The following is a 21776-nucleotide window of genomic DNA, read 5'->3' on the forward strand; positions in this document are numbered from 1 at the left end:
AGGGGGGTGAACCCATGGCTAACATTAAATCGGCTATGAAACGAGCTAAAACAAATGAAATCAGTCGTCTGCGAAACAAGATGGTGAAAACTAATCTTAAGACAACCGTGAAGAAATTTGAACTTGCAGTTACTGAAGGTAACGTCGAAGCAGCGCAGGAAGCTTTTCGTTTAGCAACAAAGAAATTTGATATGGCTGTTACAAAAGGTGTTTTACATAAAAACACAGCAGCGCGTAAAAAAAGTACTTTGGCTAGAATCTTAAACAAGATGACTGCTTAATTACCTCATTTATATATTCCCAAAACCCGTGTCTCTAGGGTCTATCCAAAGATGTACTTACTCAGGTACATCTTTTTTATTGTTTAAAAACAACCAAACTTCCTGTCGGTGCAAAACAAGCGCTTATTGCAATCCTACCCTACCACCAACGACCAAGGGAGTATTGGTGGTACTCATCTTTCCTTTTAATACGCCAACGCATCGGTACGAGGCGTTTGGGTTTTATCCAATCTTCATTAAAAATAATTCCAGGGCAAAATTTTGATCGATTTCCCCCAGTTTCATCTGAGCATCAAGGTCTGCTCCAAGTAGCATAATTTCCCATAAATTGTCGATTGGATAATTTTTTCCGTTTTTTAACAGCTTATTGACAATAAATGGGGCCAACTTCATTTCTGTCGCCACTGTTTTGGCCGGCAATCCCCGGGCACTGTATATTTTAACCATCAGCAGCATCCGAATTTGCCGAAGCAATAGACTAAAGACACCAAAAGGGGATTCCCCTTCCAGATAAAAGTGATTCAACATCAGCAGGGCTTGATCTTTTTGCCCGCTGACGGCATAGTCAATCAATTTGAAAATCCCCTCTTCAATCGACTGCGGTAAGATCAGCAGGATATCTTCTTTGGTGATTTCATTGCGATCCCCGGTATAGTCAATCAGACTGTTGAGTTCATTGTCGACCATCTCCATGGTTTTTTTCTCATTCATCAAATACATCGAACGCTGAATAAACAGCTCCAATTCACTGCGACTGATTTTTTTATTGGCATTTTTAACCCGCCGGGTAATCCAGGCCTTAAGGTCGCTGGCATCCAGTTTTTCAAACACAACCAGGGTACCTGTCTTGATCAAACTTTTGTACAGTTTTTTACGCTTGTCCGGTTGTTCCCAGTAGATAATTAAGAGCGTCGATGGACAGGGTTTTTCCAGGTAGGCTGCGATCCGATCCAAATCCTTTTTATCGGAAATCTTATCCAACTGGGCCTCTTCCCGGACAATCACCATCCGCTTACTGCTCATCATCGGCAGTGTTTCACAGGTAGCCAACAATTCCGAGACATCCAAATTTTTATCGCTATAGGTGGTCAAATTCAAGGGTTCCAAGCCCTTGGCCAATTCTGTACCGATCAGTGTTTTTTCCATCATATGGCCAATGTACTGTTCTGGACCGGTAAACAGATAGACTGAACTGATTTCTTTATTTTTTAAGCTTTTATTAAGTTCTTTGTAATTCACATTGTTTCTCCAATAATTTAGGTTGAGTTTTGCTTTTTTTATAATTGTTTTAAACTTTTTAATTTACATAGCTTTTAATGCGAATGAATTCACCATTGCTGGTAATTTCCACAGCGCCCTTTTGATCGGTTCGCAGTGCTGCGATAGCTTCTTCCTCCAAACGATTCATTACTTCATCACTGGGATGATTAAAGGAATTATTGGCACCCACTGAAATCACTGCAGTTTCCGGCTCCACCACCTGTAAAAAAGCCAGCGAAGATGAGGTTTTACTGCCATGGTGAGGAATTTTGATCACTTGAAAGTCCCGTTCATCGCTTTCGGCCTGCAATTCGGCAATCAACTGTTTTTCGACCTCGGTTTCTACATCTCCACACAATAATAGATTAAAATTTTGATAGGAAAGAGCCATCACCAGCGACGCGTTATTCTGCTCTTCATCTGCTACCGGACGGATCGAACCGTCTGGATTATACACCGTAATGGTTACGCCGTCACGCCCTTTTACCACTGATCCTTTTTTTAATAAGGACACTGGAACCAGCTGTTGATTGAGAAGTTCGTCATTGTTGGTCTGGACACTCATAAAGAGATTCTCGACCGGATAACCGTCAAAGATCAATTCTTCAACCCCCTGACTATGATCAACATGGTTATGCGTTAAAAAGATGGCATCCAGTCCCCTGATGTTTTTAGCATAAAGAACCGGGTAGAGTACCCGATCTGCGACCCGATTGCTTCGTTCAAAAAGATAGCCGCCCCCATCAACCAGATAATTCTGACCACCCGGAGTCTCAATTAAAATGCTGTCGCCCTGACCCACATCCAAAACAGTAACGACCAGATTTCTGGGCAACAGCGGTGCTGCTGCCACAATCAGCACCAACACCAGTGCAAAACTTAACACTGTATTTCGAACATAGGGTTGCCGGAGATAAAAATAGCCGGAAAACAGAAAGACCAGCAACAACGCCAGTGCCATTTCAGCCAGGGATAATCCGCCCCGACTGATTCTCACAAAATTTACGGCATTTCCCAGATCATTAATTCCTTTGAGCACCACTACGATGGATTCCCCTAAAAATTCGATCGGCACTGATATGATGGGGGCTAACCCGGGAACAATCGCAACGATTGCCAAAAAAACCATCCCCACCAACAAAAACGCACCAACCAGCGGCACCACCAGCAAATTAGACAAGAAACTCATCAGTGTAAAGCTCTTAAAGTGGTAAAGCACAATCGGCAGGGTTCCCACCGTGGCGCAAAAAGTCAGCACCAGACCTTGAATCACCGGTCCCGCTTTGATTTTTGGGTTAACCCGTTTTTTATTTCGGTGTTTTTCATAAGCATACAACAACGGGAGATAAAAAAGAATGATCCCCAACATTGCACCCATGGAAAGTTGAAACCCGGCCTGAAAAAGCTGGGCAGGCCAGATAAAAAGAATTATTATTCCCGCCAAACACAGCTGATTCAGGGCATCCCGCTCTCGGTGCAGTCTCTGGCCGCCAGTGAGACAAAGAAGCATGATGGCAGCTCGGATCACCGGTGCCGCAAAACCGGTGAGGGCAACATAAAATAACAAAGCAGGAACTAAAAATAAAATCCAGTACTGCTTTTTAATCTTCAAAATGAACAGCAGAGAAGAAATCATCAAGAACACATAGCCCACATGGAGTCCGGAAACCGATAAAACATGGGTCACTCCAGCGTCCTGAAAGCTCTGACCAAGTTCCTCATTGATATTTTTCTCACCAAAAACAACGCCCTTGAGCAAATCTGCCACATCGTTTGAAAAATTGAGCTCCGCCTGGTGTTCCAGGTGGTGTTTAATACCCAAGATTCGATCATACAGACGCACTTGATGACCAATTTGGCGGATATTTTCCGGTTTAACCGTCAGCAATCCCTCAATTGACAGGGCTTTAAGATAGAGTCCATAATCAAATCCGCCTGGGTTTCTTTGACCTGATGGTTGAGATAATTTTCCCTTCATTAACACCAGATCTCCAGGTGCCAGATCGAATTGCGGCTCTTCGTTGGTCGTTAATGAAACATGCTCCTCTGCGTTATCTTCATCACTTTGATAGTAGACGGTTGCTCTGATCCCAGCAGTCTTGTTAAAACGATTGTTTTCATCGCCAGCATCTACTATTTCACGAGCTGTCAGATTGATCATTAACCGATTTTCGGTGCGAATCGGATAATCATTAACGACTCCGATCAGGGATACCTCCCGTTCATAAAAGCTGCCTAGAATATCCGTCTCCGGGAAGGCTCCGGAGCCCAAAACTACCCCAAAACCGAACAAGCCAAGAACAAATGCCACCTGGCTTATTTTGGTATCTTTAAGCAAAAACGGCATTATTGCCAGCAAAACAGCTGCGCCAAGCAACAACCACACTGGCCAGTGGTCAAAAACCCCAATAATGCCCAGGCTCAGGGTAAAAAAGCCCCATAATAACGGTCGTTTCATTGATTCTGGCTGAGTCGTCTATTCGTGCTCAGTACCGTTAATTTCATTGTCAATACCCCTTATCCCATGATATTATCTCAATTATACACTGATTACCGCTTTTTTAGTACGGGAAACCTGTTTTTTTTAAGATATTTTGTTTATAATGTGACAATAGATTTAAGAAGACCAAATGAAAGAGGGGACCGCAAATGATTGATTTAACAACCAATGGTTTTTATGCATCTGATGAGGTCAAACTGACCTATTACGAAACCCCCTGCCCCGCAAAACCAAAGGGTATTGTTCAGATTGTTCATGGCATGGCTGAACATGCCCAACGCTATCATGAGTTAATGAATTTTTTATTTCGCAATCACTACCTGGCAGTGACCCACGATCAAAGGGGCCATGGCCAAACCGGCAAAGACGCTGGTAACCTGGGCTTTTTTTCCAGTGGCAACGGCTGGGAGCGGGTTGTTTCCGATGTCAAAGAAATTTCTGGTGCGCTTAAAGAAGCCTATCCAGAACTGCCGCTGTTTATCACTGGTCATAGTATGGGGTCGGTGGTTACCCGCACAACCATCATTGATTATTCAGAATTATATGAAGGGGCAATCATCATTGGCACAACTGTCGGTATCAACAACTTAATGCGCAAAACCGCCAGCATCATTGCCCGCCGGGAGATCCGCAAAAATGGTGAAACCACCCCCTCCAAACTATTATCCAAGCTATCCTTTGGTAGCTATAATAAAAAGTTTAAACCCAACCGAACTGAATATGATTGGATCTCCCTGAGTAAATCCAACGTCGATGCCTATTTAAGCGATGATCTCTGTGGTTTTACCTGTAGTGCCGGGTTTTACCGAGATTTATTTTATGGTCTTGATTACACCACCAAAACGTCGAATCTCAAAAAAATTCCCAGCGAATTTCCCTTGCTTTTTTTAGCTGGCCGGGATGACCCCGTTAGTGGCATGGGCAAAGAAGTAATGCAGCTAACTCAGCAGCTAAGAAAACTCGGTGTCGCAAACGTCGAGTCGATTCTCTATCCGCTGATGCGACATGAAATTCTAAACGAAGATAAACGAGAATTAGTCTATAAAGATATCCTACGATTTTTAAATACGCATTCATTATCTAAATAAATAAGGAGATCCACCGATGACCCCAAAAATATATGTCTTCGGACACCGCAATCCGGATACCGATTCCATCTGTTCAGCCATTGCCTATGCTCATTTAAAACAAACCCTGGGACATACTCTGGTCTTTCCCGCCCGGCTGGGCCCCGTTAATAAGGAAACCCAGTTTGTTCTCGATACCTTTGGCGTCAGCTTACCCGAACTGATCAAAGATGTCAAACCCCAGGTTTCAGACCTGGTGCTGACTGATTTTTCGATGGCCTATGAAAAAGACTCCGTTTCAAAAACCATGGGCCAGATTATTGATCATCCTGGCCGCTCCTTACCTGTAATCAGCGATGAAGAGCAGCTCATTGGGATGGTTTCCCTGTCCGATATTATTCCCGCCTACACCGATGCTTTTTCAAAATCGCTGCTGCGGGACAGCGAAACCCCACTGGATAACATCATTGATTTACTTGAAGCTCAGGTTTATGGCTCAATCAAATCCGAACTAGTGCGGGGCGATGTTTATACCATTACCGAAATCGAGGATGGTCAAACCTTAAGCAGTCGAGACATTTTAGTTACCGTTTCACAGGATATCTATCTCAACCGGGCCTTTGCCACTGGTGCCGGAATTATTATTGTTTCCAATGCATCTCCAGATATCGTTTTTGATATTCCCAAAAATTACCAGGGGGCCGTATTGATTGTCGCCTTTGGTCCCTTCGAAGTCATCCGGTTACTCTGTCAGGGAATTCCGATCAAAAAATATTACCAGAAACACCATCTGGAATATTTCATGACTTACGAAACCATCGATGATGTCAAAAAAAACATGCTAACCTCAGATCATGAGCGTTTCCCCGTGGTGGATGTCGACGGAAGGGTTCTTTCAACCATTTCCCGTAGCAACCTGATTGACTTTAGCCGGAAAAAAGTGATTCTGGTCGACCACAACGAACGCAACCAGTCGATCGTTGGCGTTGAAGAAGCTGAAATCATTGAAGTGATTGACCATCATCGGGTCGCTGAAATCCAAACTGCTACACCACTGTATCTGCGAATTGAACCAGTTGGCTGCACCGCCACCATTGTCGCCAAAATGTACCATGAGCATCAGGTTGCCATCCCCAAAGATATGGCCGGACTGATGCTCAGCGCAATTATCTCGGATACGCTGCTTTTTAATTCTCCCACCTGCACTGAAGAAGACCGGGTTATTGCCCTGGAATTAGGGAAAATTTTGAATCTCGATGTTAAGAGTTACGGCGAAAAAATGTTAGTGGCTGGCAGTAATTTAAAAGAAATGCACCCCTTTGAAATTATCTCCACCGATCGGAAGCTATTCACCATGGGAGCCTATAAAATTGGGGTTTCACAAATCAATACTGGAGATTTCCGGGGTATCTTTGACAAACTGGATGGGGTTCTGCAGGAAATGAATAAATTGTGTGCAGAAGAAAGCCTGGATCTGGCTATTTTAATGGTTACCGACATTATATTAGGGGGCTCCGAACTAATCATCGCCGGTGAAGCTAAAAATCTCGCCCAGCTGGCTTTTGGCTTTCAACCCGGTGAATTCAGCAAATACATGAATGGTGTTTTTTCCCGAAAAAAACAGATTGTGCCGCCGCTGATGAACGCCTCCTCTTTTTAAAACAAATCCAGATTTTGGTGAAAATGATGCAAAAAAATGAATCCAAAAAATATATCGGACTTCGACTGGTGATTATCTTTCTGGTCTCAGGTTTGCTATCGCTTTTATTGACTGGCTGCGTTGAAAAAGAACTGATCAATGATCCCGCAACTGGTTCAATTTTTTCGGCAGATATTTCTGGCGCCCTGATCGATGGTCAGTATTCCGCAAGCACAAAATATTATGACACTCGGGGCTATGGCCAACAATTGAACATTTTAATAAAAAACGGCCTAATTACACGGGTAACCTTAAACGAAATCGACAAAAACAAGTCTGATCGCCTGTCTGTCGAGGGTTCTGACAAAACCTGGCCCAATCTGGCTGTGGCAAATTTAAGTGCTCTCTATCTCCGCCTTTATAGCGAATTGCTGATGTCGCAAAATCCTGATGAAACTGACGCTATATCCGGTGCGACACAAACATCCGAAAAATTTATCAGTTTGTCCAAGGCAATTCTGGATCTGGCCAGCAAAGGTGATCATGAACCAATAAAAATTGACACCCTCGATACTTATTCAATCACCAGCAACCCCGACCATGATGGCTATCAGGGATTTCTTCAGGCAACCTTTAACGGATCAACGCTGGTCTCTCTGAGTTACGATGAAATTATAACCGAAGACGGAAAATCAAAACGCAAATCAACTGATCCTCCTGCCAATACGGACTTTAATGCATTATTTGACACAATAACGAAGACTGCTCTTAGCAGTCAGTCTCTGGAAAGTCCATTTCCAGCCAATGAAGCATCTCCAGAAAAAGTCAAATACGGAGAATGTCTACGACTCTTAAGAGAAGCAAGAGCGCCTTTTTGATGCTTTATCCCTTTAAGATTTATTCCTTTAATTCAACCGTAAATCTTGACAAATGTTAAAGACGTGGTATAATTACGCTATAGGCAGTGCATTTATGCCAACAATTCTAAACTGAAAGAAGGTGAAAAAATGGAAAACAATACTTTTGGCAGCCGATTAAAAGCGTTGCGGATTTCAAAACGATTAACACAGGAGAATTTTGCCAATCTTTTCTATCTAAATAAAAGCTCTATCTCCAAGTATGAAAAAGATAAAAACTTACCTGAAAACCAATTACTGATAAAAATTGCAGATTTCTTTGAAGTTTCTGTGGACTATTTATTATGTAGAACCGATCAGCCAAAGCTTTTACCAAGCAACCCGAAACCGATGACATGTGAAGAATTTTTGAAATCTTACGTTTTTTCCAACGAAGAAGTGGATTCTTTTTCTTCGTACTTCTCTTTCCCGGAAAGCTATAAGCAAGAGGTTCTGGATTTTATTAATTTTAAGAGCTCCAGTGGGAAGTAAATCAAAAACTACGAAAATCATGTTTAAATAACTTGTTATAAAACAAAAGAAACACAAAGAAAGTGTTTCTTTTTTAATTCACCGATATATCCGCAGTTGTGTTTTCTTTTTTGAACAAAATATAAAGAGCCTGATTAAAGAAAATCAAACTCTTCCCATACTCTACAACTAATCTTTTACTCACCCAGCAGATAAGTTAACGTGAATAAACTATCTGTAATGTTAACATTCTCAACCACTACATCACTGGGAACATCCAAATCCAATGGGCTAAAATTGAGGATACCTTTCACACCCAGTTCTGTAATCTGGGTTGCAACTTTCTGACCGACTTCCCGGGGCACACACAAAATGGCGATGTCAATTTCATTCGCTTTGACAAATTCATCAAGTTCATCCATATGTTTTACTACTACACTGCCAACGACTGTACCTACAGTCAATGGATCAACATCGAAGACGCCTTTTAAAATCACACCTTCCCGCTTAAATCGTTCGTAGTTTGCGATGGCATGACCCATATTCCCGCCACCAATGATAATACAATTATATTCACTATCAAGACCCAAAATTTCCTTGATAGCCTCCTTTAATTCTCCCACATTATAGCCGTACCCCTGTTGTCCATACCCCCCGAAAGAATTCAAATCCTGTCTAATTTGAGAAGCTGTCAGGCCCATCAGACTTGCTAATTCCCGGGATGATATTTTTTCGATATCATTGAGTTGTAAATCACTTAAATATTGATAATATTTCGGTAACCGTTTTACGACGGTCATTGATACTTTTTTTGAGAAGCGATGCATGATTACTTCTCCTTTCTTTCGGATAGTCAACTAATTATATCAATATGAACCAATTACGTCAAATTATTCATTTTAATTTGCCGTTTTTTTTGATAGAATAGTAAAAGTGAACTCAAATAACTGAACAAAAACGAAAACAGGTGAAATAATGTTAATCAATATCGAAAATTTGCATTTTAGTTATGGCATTCATGAAATTTTTAATAATCTTAATCTATCCATTAATGAAAAAAAACAAATCGGTCTGGTCGGCCGCAATGGTACCGGAAAATCGACGCTGCTTAAGCTGATTACTGGCGAACTGATCCCTGATACCGGACGAATCAGCAAAAAAAACGGACTAACCATCAGCTATTTATCTCAGGAGTCCACTATTGCCGAGAACACAACCCTACTCGAAATGCTCACTGATGTATTTAAACCGCTGATTGACATGGAAAAGCGAATCAAACAAATTGGCGCTGCCATTGCCGACAGCACCGGGGCAGAGCAGGAAAAACTGATGCTGGAGTTTGGGGAATTGCAAGAAAGTTTTGCCGAACAACACGGTTATGAATACCCCAGCCGAATTCGGGGTGTCATCAATGGCCTCGGTTTTAAGCCCGAAGATCAAACTAAAGCCTTCTCGATGCTTAGCGGCGGTGAAAAAACCCGTGCTACGTTGGGCCAGATCCTACTTCAGGAACCGGAACTGCTCTTATTGGATGAGCCCACCAACTACCTCGATATCGATGCCCTGCAGTGGTTGGAACAATATCTGAAGAATTACCCCGGTACTTTTGTCATCGTGTCCCATGACCGCTATTTTATCGATAAAGTCTGTACTTCAATTATCGAAGTATCCCAGAAAAACATCAAAGAATATCAAGGCAATTATACCCAGTATGCACTAAAAAAGCGACAGGATATGATGGAACAAAATCATCAGTATCAACAACAACTTAAAGAAATCAAACACCAGCAGGAAGTCATCGACCGGTTCCGGGCTTATAACTCCATCAAAAGCTCAAAACGGGCTTCAAGCCGGGAAAAAGCCCTCAGTAAGATTGAGTTGCTCGACAAGGTCGAAACTGCTCATAACAGCCATTTCAGCTTTGTCCCCCGGGTTAAAAGCGGCAATGACGTTTTGGCGGTGACAGGGATTAAAAAATCCTTTGGCGATCGTCTGCTTTTTCAGAATATGAATTTTGAAATTCATCGCGGTGATAAAATCGGCATCATTGGACCCAATGGTGCCGGAAAAACAACCCTTTTTCGCATTTTGCAGAAAAAGTTGGCCGCCGATGCCGGCGAAATCCGACTGGGTCAGAAGGTCCATATCGGTTATTTCGATCAGGAACATCAGGCTCTGAAGCAATTCTACAATGAAAATCTGCTGGAAGCCCTGTGGGATGTCGATTCGAAACTGACTGAAGGCGAATTGCGCAATATCCTGGCGGCCTTTTTATTTGTCGGCGATGAGGTCTTTAAACCGATTGGCACCCTATCTGGCGGTGAAAAGGCCCGGTTGCTGTTGGCCCGCTTGATGATTTCTCAGTCCAACTTCTTATTGATGGATGAGCCGACCAATCACATTGACATGGACACCAAAGAAATCCTTGAAAATGCCTTGAGCCAATATGAGGGCACCTTACTGTTTATCTCCCATGACCGGTATTTTTTAAATCGAATTTCAACCCAGATCTACCAGTTCTCAGCTGATGGGATGGAAATCCATCTGGGCAACTATGATGACTATTTAAAACAAAAGGCGGATGCTTCCGCCCGGGCAGCTGTTCTGGCCGAAGAGAATAAAACAATTGTAACCAAAACACAGCAGCGAACGGATCGCAAAAAGCAAAAAGAAGAAGAAGCCCGTATTCGGCTCTTGAAGAAGCAGGTTAAGGAAATTGAAGAAACCATACTAGTGACTGAACAGAAAATCGAATCCATTGAAACTGCCATGTGTGCTCCGGATTTCTATGATAACCTGGCTTTGGCAGCTGATATCAATCTGTCCTATGAAGCACTCAAACAGCAATTATCTGAGTTAACGGATTCCTGGGAAGTCGCCTTACTGGCTCTGGAAACCGAGTAACAATCGTTTAATAAAGCAATAATATATTATTGGAGGAAGAAATGGAACTGACTAAAAATGAAAAAAAGGTATTAAATACCCTGTTTAAAGAAGTGAAAGGAACCACCCGCAACACCATGCTGGTTGCCCTTTATGCTGCCAAACCGATCGATGATGAATCTCCCGATGCCCAAGCCCTGATCACTTTAATCAATGGTCTCATTATCAAACTGGCAGAGCTGGAACAACCGGAGATGGAAGTGCTATTCGCCGGGATCCCCTACAATGTCGACTAAATGCTTCTAAAACCGCAATTAAAAAGGCAGCCTCGCGAGAGACTGCCTTTTTGGTTGCTTATATTAATTATTTTAGTTTATCTACTGATGCAGCCGGAGGCTTACATCATTGGCATTCCGCCCATGCCACCTGGCATTCCGCCCATACCGGCATCTTCGCTTGGAAGATCAGCAACCGCTACTTCAGTGGTTAAGAACATTGCCGAAACACTGGCGGCATTTTGAATCGCTGAACGGGTAACCTTGGTCGGGTCAATAATGCCCGCTTTGAACATATCAACAAATTCGCCTTTAGAAGCATCATAGCCAACGCCAACAGCTTTCCCCGCCATTTGTGAAACAATAACCGATCCTTCAAGACCAGCATTTTCAGCAATTTGTCGCATTGGTTCTTCAATCGCCCGACGGATGATACCAGCGCCGGTTTTTTCGTCGCCTTCCAGGGTTTCAATTAAAGCGTCAACCTTTGGAATCGCATTAATATAAGCGGTACCGCCACCGGATACAACGCCTTCTTCAACCGCTGCCCGAGTCGCATTTAATGCATCTTCGATACGGTATTTGATTTCTTTCAGTTCAGTTTCAGTGGCTGCACCAACTTGGATAACTGCTACGCCGCCGGATAATTTAGCCAAACGTTCCTGAAGTTTTTCTTTATCATATTCGGAAGAAGTTTCTGGAATCTGCGCTTTGATCTGACGGATTCGTTCTTCAACAGCCTCTTTATTTCCGCTACCTTCAACAATAATGGTATCTTCTTTGTCAACTTTTACCTGACGGGCACGGCCTAATTGTTCAATGGTTGTGGTTTTTAATTCTAAGCCTAATTCGTCCGAGATCACTTCTCCACCAGTTAATGCGGCAATATCAGCCAGCATTGCTTTACGACGATCGCCAAAGCCAGGAGCTTTTACTGCGACACAGTTAAAGGTTCCCCGTAATTTATTAACAACCAATGTTGCCAGAGCTTCTCCTTCTACATCTTCAGCAATGATTAACAGCTTGCTGCCGGTTTGAACAATTTGTTCTAAAACTGGTAAAATTTCCTGGATGTTGGAGATTTTTTTGTCGGTGATTAAGATATAGGGATTATCCAGGATGGCAACCATTTTTTCGGTGTCAGTGACCATATAAGCTGATAAGTAGCCCCGGTCGAATTGCATCCCTTCGGTAAATTCCAGTTCAGTACCCATTCCTTTGCCTTCTTCAACGGTGATAACGCCGTCATCACCGACTTTGTCCATAGCTTCGGAAATCAGTTTTCCAATTTCGGCATCGGCTGCCGAAATGGATGCAACCTGAGCGATTGCTTCTTTGCTTTCAATTTTTTTACTGTTTGCTTTTAATTCTTCGACAACAGTCGCAACTGCTTTTTCAATCCCTTTTTTAAGAACCATTGGGTTTGCACCAGCAACAACATTGCGGTTACCTTCACGAACAATTGCCTGAGCCAATAAAGTAGCTGTGGTTGTTCCGTCCCCTGCGACGTCGTTTGTTTTAGTAGCGACTTCTTTAACCAGCTGCGCACCCATGTTTTCAAAGGCATCTTCCAGTTCAATTTCTTTGGCAATGGTTACCCCATCATTTGTGATGGTTGGAGAACCGTATGATTTAGCTAAAATAACATTTCTTCCTTTTGGTCCTAATGTCACCTTAACGGTATTTGCTAATTTATCTACACCAGTGATCAGAGATGCTCTGGCGTCTTCACGAAATTTAATCTCTTTAGCCATATTATTTTCCTCCTGTTTTTCTAAATTTTATTATTCTACAATTGCTAAAATATCAGCCTGACGGATGATTAAAAACTCTTCATCGCCAATTTTTACTTCATTGCCGGAATATTTGGAATAGATAACTTCATCATCTACCTTAACATCCAATGGCACTTTTTTACCATCGATAATTTCGCCAGTTCCGACAGCCACTACTTTACCCTGCTGTGGTTTTTCCTGGGCTGATCCTGGTAAAACAATTCCACCAACAGTTTTTACTTCTTCAGCTTTAACTTTAATTACTACTTTGTCACCTAAAGGTCTTAAACTCATTTTTTCCTCCATTTGATTATATTGGGTACGCTGTACCTTTTATTTCATTTATTAGCACTCATTCATCTTGAGTGCTAATAGTATTTTAAATGATTTGCAGGTTGATTGCAAGTATTTTTTCCCTTTTCGTTCATCTTAATTTTTTTTAAGATTGTTTTAATTTTTAAAGAGGGTACACTTCTCTTTATATAAACGTGTTTACCCTTTTATCGTCAGGCCGTATTTCCTGTCTGCCTTTATTGACGGGTTCCGATTTTTAAACCCGGAATGCCATTGAGACTCAGGTCGCTTTCTTCCCCATTAATATAATTATAATAAGCCATCGAACCAATCATGGCAGCGTTATCGGTGCAGAGAATGGGATCGGGATAGTACAAGGTCATGCCCGCATCAGCGGCTGCCTGTCCCATCATTTTTCGCAGCAACGAATTACAGGACACCCCGCCCGCCATACAGATGGTCTTAATCCCAATGCTGTTAGCGCAGGCAATGGTTTTACTGACCAGTACTTCAATAACGGCCAGCTGAAACGATGCGGCCACATCATCGGGATTGACCGCTTCATTTTTCATTTTCTTGCCGTTGAGGTAATTGAGCACCGCCGATTTCAAACCGCTGAAGCTAAAATTATACTCAGTTTTATCCAGCATCACCCTGGGAAAAGCGATCGCCTCGGGGTTGCCATTTTTGGCCGCAGCATCAATGGCCGGACCGCCGGGATATCCCAAGCCCAAAACCCGGGAAATTTTGTCAAAGGCTTCTCCGGCCGCATCATCGATGGTTCGCCCCAGTACCTTGAAGGTCTGATAATCTTCCACCAGGACCAGATGACTGTGGCCGCCGGATACCACCAATGTCAAAAATGGCGGTGCAAGCTCCGGAAACTGCAAAAAATTAGCGGCAATATGGCCTTCAATATGGTGTACCCCGATTAACGGTTTTCCGAGACTGTAAGCCATTGCTTTGGCTGTGGAGAGCCCAATCAGCAGCGCTCCCACCAGACCGGGACCGTTGGTCACGGCAATGGCGTCCACCTCGGCCAGAGATAGTTTACTTTCTGCCAGGGCTTCGTCGATAATGTAGGGCAGTTTGGTGACATGGTTGCGGGAGGCAATCTCTGGTACCACGCCCCCATATTTCTGATGAATATCAATCTGGGAATAAATCCGGTTGCTCAATATGTTCCGGCCATCTTCAACAATGGCCACGGATGTTTCGTCACAGGATGTCTCAATACTAAGAATTTTCATGTTTACCTCGATTAGAATTTCTCGTTATTTATTTTATATGTTTTTCTTTTTCAAAACCAGCCCCGTTCCCAGGGTGATGAGTCCCAGGGGTACCAGAATATAGATGACCATTCGGCCGATCATGGCGAAGAAGAAGGGCTCGGGGACAATCCAGATCAGTCGGTCGGTGGAAGGATCCATAATCCATAAGTCGTTGGAAAAAAATAACTGATGGAAGAGGATAAAGGTGTTATTGAAATTAAAAATAAAACTCGCACCAACAATTAGCAAGATCACCAAAAACGTGGCCGATCCATAGAACAAGGCCTTGATAATGGCCTGGCGATCGTATTTTAACAGCACCAGAAAAGCGATCAGCGCCAGAATCAGAGCGGCGTCCCGAAGACCGAGAAAGAAAAGCAACAAGTCTCTGACATCGTCCATATGGGTGATTTCTTTGTCATTAAAAATTGAAACACTGTCGACAACGTTTTTGGCACTTCCAATGGCTAAACGGGCCTGGATGTCAAAATCCTTCCGGTCGCCCTTGAGGTAGCTGATGATTTCATCGACCACCAGTTCCATATCTGGGGGATAGATACCAGTGTTATCAGTGACCTGATTTTTTTCCATCTGATCCATGTAAAACGCTTTGTCAAACACCGCTGCTTCAATGCCGCTGATAAAAATAATAACCGGAAAAAGGATTCCCAGCAACACTGTAACTATTTTGATGGTTTTATTCAAGTTTGTACCTCCACATGATGATTCCGTCCATTCCCGTGCCATAGTAATCTTTGCGTCGTCCTTGCCGGGTAAATTGGTTTTTTAAATAAAAATTGATAGCCGGCTGATTATCCGCTCGGACTTCCAGCGTCATCGCCACACAACCTTGCTCCAGTGCCAGGGCCAGCATTGCATTGATAATATTTTGCCCCACCCCGGTCTGGCGATAGGCTGCCAGTACTGCGATATTGGTAATGTGGGCTTCATCAATCACCTGCCAGAAGCCACCAAAACCAATAATTTCGCCATCTAATTCAGCGACAATATAATTGGAGAGGATATTGTTAGTTTCTGCCTTATAGGAATCCTCGGTCCAATTGTGTGAAAAGCAGGCCTGATCCACCTTAAAAACGCCGGGGACATCCCGGGACTCCATCAGTCGATAATGGATCATCATTTTTTATGCTCTTCGGCGTAGGAAGGCCGGATATAAAAGGGTTCCACTTCCCGATAATGGCTGGTCGCCCCCTTTAAGGCCCGCTTAAGGACCAGGGCAGCGGCTGACGAGGCCCGGTTCATGTTGAGATAATTGGGAACGATCCGGGCGGTGGGGATCGCTTCCTGCAGGACTTGTGAAAAACGAGGCAAGCCATCACCTAAAAAATAGATGGTCTCATTTCGTTCTTGTAAAAAAGTAATGAGCTCGTCAATTTCCATCACCGCATCGGCCAGATCCCGAACCAGTTGGCCGTCTTCAAAATGAAAAACACCAGTATAGGTCTGGTTACGCTGGGCATCCAGAATCGGACAGATCAGACCATTGGCAAAGGGAATATTCATGGCCAGGCTTTCCAGGGCGGATACTCCTACTACCGGTTTATTCAGAGCCTGAGCAAAGCCCTTGACGGTCGCCATACCAATGCGCAAGCCGGTAAAGGAACCGGGGCCGGAGACAATGCCGAAAACATCAATATCCTGAATCGAAAGACCCCCATCACTGAGCAAATGATCGATGGCTATCATCAGTTTTTCGGAATGTTTTTTTTGATGATTGATAATCATTTCGCCGACTAGTTTTTCTTCATTTAATATGGCAACCGTTGCCACAATAGTGGATGTATCAATGGTGAGTGTATTCATCTTTTGCTTTCCTTCTTAATTATTATTTGCTGAACTATTTTAAAATAATACCCCAGCCCGACAAAGAGAAGGTACCGATTTTAGATTGTAACAAATCGGTACGCTTTTTCTTAATCATCTTACTTCTTTTTTAGCTTTGCCAGTACTTTGAGATCCCGATCGATATCCTTAAGCTTTTCGTCGGAAAAAAAGTCATCGGGCAGTAATTTCTGAGCCTTATCAAAGCAGATTCCCATTTTGATGGCCATTTGCAGATAGTCACTTTCAAAAGTTTCGTCACCAAAATAATTTCGGAGAATCTGCATAACATCCTCATCCTCGACCAGATCCCGAACTTTAGAATGGATACAGAGGTACTCTTCCTCATTACCACCGAAAAGACTTTTGAAAAAACCCTTTTTCTTTTCGGTACAATTAACCAACTTTTCGAAGGTAATCCCTTCCAGTGACTGATCTGAATTGACCAGTTCAATAATCTTATCAATACATTCTTCGGTGAAGATGCCATTGGAAAACTCAACCAGTTTGCGCAAGGGGGTGTTGGCCAGCATCGTCATAAAAAAGTCATCTTCTCTGGTCTGGTCATCCCCCATGATTTCTTCAAAGCCCGAGAGCAGTAGTTTTAAGATCGTCTGTCCCCGCTCGGTTTTTTCAAAATCGCTGAGATAGGATAAGGGGTTGATCGGATGGATCAGATCTTTGGTAATCTGAACCGGATAGACAATCGGTAAATCCCGGCTGGATGACCCGATATAGATCTGGTGACTGCCCGACTCATGCTCCCAGGATTTGGTGGTGGGATTATAATAGCAAAAATCACTGAGTCCCAACTCAAAGCTGACCTCGGCCGAACGCCCCGCCGGGATGAAGACTTTTTTAAAGGCCCTCAGTTCCCGCAGTGGCCGTAGGATGGCGGTATCTGATTTTCCCGTGTATAACTGAACAATTTCCTTACCGTTCATTACGCCGGAATTGGTAACACGGCATCTAACGGTAACCATTTTTTCTGCATCGATTGTTAACGCTGGCTCATCAATCGGTTCATAGTTAAAATCGGTGTAGCTGAGCCCAAATCCAAAGGGAAAACGGACCTTCTTCTTCGTAAAGTCGTAATAACGGTAGCCGACAAAAATACTTTCGCCGTAAACAACCTCATCATGGATTCCCGGAAAATTAATATAAGCCGGGGTGTCTTCCAGCCGCATTGGAATGGTTTCCGCCAGCTTGCCGCAGAAATTATTTTCGCCAAATAAAAGCTTGGCAATGGCATCACCGCCCGCCTGACCGCCTAAAAACATCTCGACGATGGCCTGGGGTTGGTGTTCCCAGCTCATATCAACAACGCCGCCATTCTGAACAATCACCACCGTCTTAGGTTGAACCTTGCAGATCTTACGGATCAGGGCAAGCTGTTTTTGGGGCAGATGCAAATGGGTCCGGTCATAACCTTCTGACTCATCGTGATCCGGCAAACCCACGAATAACAAGGCCATTTCGGAGTTTTTTGCGACTTCCTCTGCCTGCTCGGCCAAATGAATCTGCTCCACCACCTCATCATGAATATAGCCCTGATGCGGAAACAACTGGATTTCATCGCCCACCAATTTTTTAATCCGTTCATAAGGTGAATCGATATGGTAGGGATTTATTTTTGAGCTGCCGCTGCCCTGATAGCGGGGATCAAAAGCCATGCTTCCGATAATCGCCAGCTTCTTGATTTTGGTCCGATCAATGGGCAGAATACACGCTTCATTTTTAAGCAGCACCATACTTTCAACCGCCGCCAGTTGGGCGATTTTGTGATGACCTTTTGGTTCAATTTCCAGATTAGTAGCATAATTGCGACGGTTTTCCTTAGCCTGAAAGGAAAACCGAATCAGCCGTTCCACCATCTCATTGAGAATGGTGACTTTCAGTTTCCCTTCTTTGATCCGGTCAAATATCTTTTGATTATTGACACCGCCATTGCCGGGCATTTCCAGATCCATTCCCGCCAATACCCCTCGAACCCGATCATAGACAGCCCCCCAATCGGAGATGACGATCCCATCGAACCCCCACTCATTACGGAGCAGTTGGGTCAGAAAATAATTGCTCTGGGAGACAAACTTGCCATTGATGCTGTTATAGGAACACATCACCGCCATCGGTTTTCCTTCTTTGATGGCGATCTCAAAGGGTTTTAAATAGATTTCCCGCAGCGCCCGGATATCAATCTTTTCGTCCACCGTCATGCGCCGGGTTTCCTGATTGTTGGCCAGATAATGCTTGACTGTCGTTCCCACGCCATGATCTTTTGCGCCGAGAATAAAACTTTTCCCCAACCGGCCTGACAACAGCGGATCTTCTGAAAAATATTCAAAATTACGTCCGCACAAAGGCGATCGCTTAATATTGATGCCGGGCCCCAAAATTAGATCAACGCCCAGACTGCGGGCCTCCAAGGCAATGGTTCGGCCCACAAATTCAAGCAGTCCTTCGTCCCAGGAACAGGCCGATAGTACTGCTGGCGGAAAACAGGTGGCTGGTTTTCCCTGGGGAATCCCCAGGGCTCCGTCATTCTCAATCACCCGCATGCCATGGGGGCCGTCGGCCATAAATACCGGCTCGATGCCGTATTTGGAATAGCCCATGGTTTCCCAGTCGGTTCGGCCGGAACAGAGCGAGACCATCTCTTCGAGACTCATATTTCGTCGTATTTTTTTAATTAATCCTTCATCCATGATAAATCATCTCCTTAATGGATTAACCAAACTTCCGCAATAACCTTTGATTTTATTAAAGGGTTCAGACTGTCAAAAAAGATAACCCAGTACCGACAATTGTTACATCATGTTGTACGCATCGGAGCGGACACGGCAGAGCCTGTCCGATTCCGCAGCGAACAACGGATTAACAATTGGTCGGTACGGTAGTTTATTGACAACCTCTAACTAAAGGGTTAGTTTTATGCTATTTGTACATTAATCTTGTTTCTTACTCATTGCCAATGATTTTCTGGCGCAGGCGTCAACTGCTGAAATGACAGCGTCTCTGAAGCCTTTGGCTTCCAGAACCCGGACGGCTTCGATGGTGGTTCCCCCGGGGGTACAGATCTGATCTTTCAGTTTTCCGGGATGTTCGCCGGATTCCAGAACCAGTTTGGCGGCACCATAAACTGCCTGGGCTGACAAGCGATAGGCCTGATCCCGGGGGAAGCCATGAAGAACCCCACCATCGGCCATGGCCTCAATCAGCAGCATCGTATAGGCCGGTGCTGAGCTGGCGATTCCGGGCACCACGTCCATCAGCTTCTCACTAATAATTTCAGCTTTACCAAAGCTCTCAAAAATCGTGATGATATCCTGAATGTCCTCTTGCGTCATGATATCATCTGGACACAGAGTTGAATCGGATTCTCCGACAAATGCCGGAGTGCTAGGCTGGGTTCTGATTACTTTAACATCGCTGCCCAAAAATTCCTTGATGTCATCAAAGCCAACACCGACTGCAATCGAGACGATAATTACCGACGGTTTGATACTCCCGGCAATTTCCGCCAGCACCTTGCCATATAAAAAGGGTTTCACTGCCAAAACCAGATAGTCTGCCTGGGCTGCCACGGCTATATTGGAATCCTGAATCGTAACCCCATATTCTTCCGCCACCTGAGCTCTGGCGGCGTCTTCAGGATCATAACAGTGAATATTTTCCGGCCGGAATAATTCACCCTTTACCAAACCACCAATCATAGCCTTTGCCATGTTTCCGCAACCGATAAAACCAATATTATTTTTCACGTTAACTCCTCATGCTTATGCTAATCAGCTGTGTTTATCAGCTGCGAGCGACCGGTTCATCTTCAAATGATCGGAGTCGTCGTGCCAACCAACGCTAAGCTGATTGATTTTTTTGTACCAGGATTTTTTAATTTTATACCCTCTATTTTAGACTTTAATTCAACCCAGTGCAAACCTAAAATGGAAAAACCCACTAATTCTTAAATTAATGGGTTGGATTATCCATAACCAAGTCACTATGCTCAGTTTCAAATTTAGTATGAATTTCCGCTAGTTAAACTTTGCAATATCAGTTCGGTATTGGGCGCCTTCAAAGTGGATTTTGCCGATGTTGGCGTAAACGGTTTTTCTGGAGGCTTCACGGGTTTCGCCCAGCGCTGTGACACAGAGGACCCGGCCGCCGTTGGTTTGTAGTTCGCCGTTGACCAGCTTGGTTCCTGCGTGGAAAACGACGCAGTCTTGCACATCTTCAATGCCGGTGATAACCTTGCCTTTTTCGTAAGTGCCGGGGTAGCCGCCGGAAGCGATGACTACGCAAACAGCTTCTTTACTACTCCATTTGATCTCACAATCAGCCAGCTTGCCATCAATGACAGATTCCATGATTTCGACCAGATCCGATTCCAACCGCATCAGAACGCTCTGGGCTTCAGGATCACCAAAGCGAACGTTAAATTCAAGAACCTTCGGGACACCATTATCAATCATCAGGCCAATAAACAGAACACCTTTAAAATCCATCCCATCGGCAATAAAACCATTGATAATCGGATCCAGAATCTCTGCTTTGATGCGCTTGTTCAGGGTTTCATCGGCAAACAGCACATTGGGGGAATAGGTTCCCATGCCGCCGGTATTTAAGCCTTCATCATTGTCATAGGCCCGTTTGTAGTCCTGAGCACTTTCCATCGGGACAATCGTTTTACCATCGACAAAACAGAGCATCGAGGCTTCCTGTCCGGTTAAGAATTCTTCGATCACGACCTTATCGCCAGCTTCTCCGAATTCCCTTTTTTTCATGATCATTTCCATGCCGGCTCGGGCATCGGTTTCATTTTCGGGGATCAGTACCCCTTTACCGGCGGCCAGACCATCAGCCTTGATTACCATTGGATAGCCATAAACACCCAGATCTTTGATAATTTCATCAAAATCGGTATATTCTTTATAGGCCGCCGTGGGAATATTGTGACGGAATAAAAATTCCTTGGTAAAGGCTTTGCTGCCCTCAAACTGAGCACAATGTTTGTTAGGACCAAAAACTTTTAAACCAGCCGCTTCAAAAGCGTCGACCATTCCCATAACTAGGGGGACTTCGGGACCGACAACGGTAAGATCAATCTGATGTTCTTTGGCAAAAGCCAAACAGCCGGGAATATCTTCCACCGACAAATCCACACATTCGGCCAATTCTGCCATGCCGCCGTTGCCCGGGGCGGCATATATTTTTTCAACCCGGGGGCTTTGGGCAAGCTTCCATGTCAACACATGCTCCCGACCACCGGATCCAATCATTAATATTTTCATCTGTCTCTCCTCGTTTTGCTTTCATTTTTTATAA

Annotated in this window: 19 protein-coding genes; 7 read left to right on the forward strand and 12 right to left on the reverse strand. The window is 43.9% G+C overall.

Annotation, left to right across the window (positions count from 1 at the left end):
* Positions 1–14: 14 nt before the first annotated feature.
* On the forward strand, positions 15–281 hold the full coding sequence (gene rpsT, locus ACWI_RS14005) for a 30S ribosomal protein S20 (RefSeq protein WP_070372062.1): 267 nt from the start codon (positions 15–17) through the stop codon (positions 279–281).
* Between the two features lie 222 nt (positions 282–503).
* Here the strand turns inward: rpsT and holA are convergent, their stop codons facing one another.
* Together holA and ACWI_RS14015 are read right to left on the reverse strand one after the other, a co-directional pair.
* Positions 504–1520, reverse strand: coding sequence for a DNA polymerase III subunit delta (gene holA, locus ACWI_RS14010; RefSeq protein WP_070372063.1), 1017 nt, complete (start codon positions 1518–1520; stop codon positions 504–506).
* 58 nt (positions 1521–1578) lie between these two features.
* On the reverse strand, positions 1579–3999 hold the full coding sequence (locus tag ACWI_RS14015) for a DNA internalization-related competence protein ComEC/Rec2 (protein ID WP_070372064.1): 2421 nt from the start codon (positions 3997–3999) through the stop codon (positions 1579–1581).
* A 191-nt stretch (positions 4000–4190) separates the two neighbouring features.
* On the opposite strand from ACWI_RS14015, the gene ACWI_RS14020 reads away from it, so the two are divergent.
* The 4 genes from ACWI_RS14020 to ACWI_RS14035 all read left to right on the forward strand — a co-directional run bounded on the left by ACWI_RS14020 (position 4191) and on the right by ACWI_RS14035 (position 8135).
* Positions 4191–5129: an alpha/beta fold hydrolase gene (locus tag ACWI_RS14020; RefSeq protein WP_070372065.1), complete on the forward strand. Its 939-nt coding sequence runs from the start codon at positions 4191–4193 to the stop codon at positions 5127–5129.
* Positions 5130–5145: 16 nt separating this feature from the next.
* Entirely contained in the window at positions 5146–6768 is a 1623-nt protein-coding gene (locus tag ACWI_RS14025; RefSeq protein ID WP_070372066.1) for a putative manganese-dependent inorganic diphosphatase, read from the forward strand.
* Between the two features lie 23 nt (positions 6769–6791).
* Positions 6792–7625: an FMN-binding protein gene (locus tag ACWI_RS14030; RefSeq protein ID WP_207648658.1), complete on the forward strand. Its 834-nt coding sequence runs from the start codon at positions 6792–6794 to the stop codon at positions 7623–7625.
* A 129-nt stretch (positions 7626–7754) separates the two neighbouring features.
* The gene (locus ACWI_RS14035; protein WP_026394608.1) at positions 7755–8135 is read left to right on the forward strand and encodes a helix-turn-helix domain-containing protein; all 381 of its coding nucleotides are present in this window, start codon (positions 7755–7757) and stop codon (positions 8133–8135) included.
* A gap of 176 nt (positions 8136–8311) precedes the next feature.
* Here the strand turns inward: ACWI_RS14035 and ACWI_RS14040 are convergent, their stop codons facing one another.
* On the reverse strand, positions 8312–8941 hold the full coding sequence (locus ACWI_RS14040) for a redox-sensing transcriptional repressor Rex (protein WP_070372068.1): 630 nt from the start codon (positions 8939–8941) through the stop codon (positions 8312–8314).
* A 148-nt stretch (positions 8942–9089) separates the two neighbouring features.
* Between ACWI_RS14040 and ACWI_RS14045 the strand changes: the two genes are divergently transcribed.
* Positions 9090–11018, forward strand: coding sequence for an ABC-F family ATP-binding cassette domain-containing protein (locus tag ACWI_RS14045; RefSeq protein WP_070372069.1), 1929 nt, complete (start codon positions 9090–9092; stop codon positions 11016–11018).
* A gap of 41 nt (positions 11019–11059) precedes the next feature.
* Positions 11060–11293 (forward strand): hypothetical protein, encoded by a 234-nt coding sequence (locus ACWI_RS14050; protein WP_070372070.1) that lies wholly within the window; start codon positions 11060–11062, stop codon positions 11291–11293.
* 101 nt (positions 11294–11394) lie between these two features.
* On the opposite strand, the gene groL is transcribed toward ACWI_RS14050, so the two are convergent.
* From groL to purD, 9 genes are all read right to left on the reverse strand, one after another.
* A complete protein-coding gene (gene groL, locus ACWI_RS14055; protein WP_070372071.1) occupies positions 11395–13026 on the reverse strand; it encodes a chaperonin GroEL in 1632 nt (543 codons plus the stop codon).
* Positions 13027–13056: 30 nt separating this feature from the next.
* The gene (gene groES, locus ACWI_RS14060) at positions 13057–13341 is read right to left on the reverse strand and encodes a co-chaperone GroES (RefSeq protein ID WP_070372072.1); all 285 of its coding nucleotides are present in this window, start codon (positions 13339–13341) and stop codon (positions 13057–13059) included.
* 236 nt (positions 13342–13577) lie between these two features.
* Positions 13578–14591 carry a tRNA (adenosine(37)-N6)-threonylcarbamoyltransferase complex transferase subunit TsaD gene (gene tsaD, locus ACWI_RS14065; protein ID WP_070372073.1) on the reverse strand — a complete coding sequence of 338 codons (1014 nt, stop codon included), beginning with the start codon at positions 14589–14591 and terminating at the stop codon, positions 13578–13580.
* Positions 14592–14624: 33 nt separating this feature from the next.
* Positions 14625–15317: a TIGR01906 family membrane protein gene (locus ACWI_RS14070; protein WP_070372074.1), complete on the reverse strand. Its 693-nt coding sequence runs from the start codon at positions 15315–15317 to the stop codon at positions 14625–14627.
* On the reverse strand, positions 15310–15753 hold the full coding sequence (rimI, locus tag ACWI_RS14075; RefSeq protein WP_070372075.1) for a ribosomal protein S18-alanine N-acetyltransferase: 444 nt from the start codon (positions 15751–15753) through the stop codon (positions 15310–15312). The genes ACWI_RS14070 and rimI overlap by 8 nt, the downstream gene beginning before the upstream one ends.
* Positions 15750–16436 (reverse strand): tRNA (adenosine(37)-N6)-threonylcarbamoyltransferase complex dimerization subunit type 1 TsaB, encoded by a 687-nt coding sequence (tsaB, locus tag ACWI_RS14080; protein WP_070372076.1) that lies wholly within the window; start codon positions 16434–16436, stop codon positions 15750–15752. Before tsaB ends, rimI begins: the two co-directional genes overlap by 4 nt.
* Before the next feature lie 119 nt (positions 16437–16555).
* Positions 16556–19159, reverse strand: a complete 2604-nt coding sequence (locus tag ACWI_RS14085) for a glycoside hydrolase family 3 C-terminal domain-containing protein (RefSeq protein WP_070372077.1) — start codon at positions 19157–19159, stop codon at positions 16556–16558.
* A 240-nt stretch (positions 19160–19399) separates the two neighbouring features.
* The gene (gene proC / locus ACWI_RS14090) at positions 19400–20215 is read right to left on the reverse strand and encodes a pyrroline-5-carboxylate reductase (protein ID WP_084633713.1); all 816 of its coding nucleotides are present in this window, start codon (positions 20213–20215) and stop codon (positions 19400–19402) included.
* Between the two features lie 270 nt (positions 20216–20485).
* Positions 20486–21742, reverse strand: coding sequence for a phosphoribosylamine--glycine ligase (gene purD / locus ACWI_RS14095; RefSeq protein ID WP_070372078.1), 1257 nt, complete (start codon positions 21740–21742; stop codon positions 20486–20488).
* Between the last annotated feature and the right edge of the window lie 34 nt (positions 21743–21776).

It is taken from the genome of Acetobacterium wieringae (assembly GCF_001766835.1).
Taxonomy (GTDB): domain Bacteria; phylum Bacillota; class Clostridia; order Eubacteriales; family Eubacteriaceae; genus Acetobacterium; species Acetobacterium wieringae.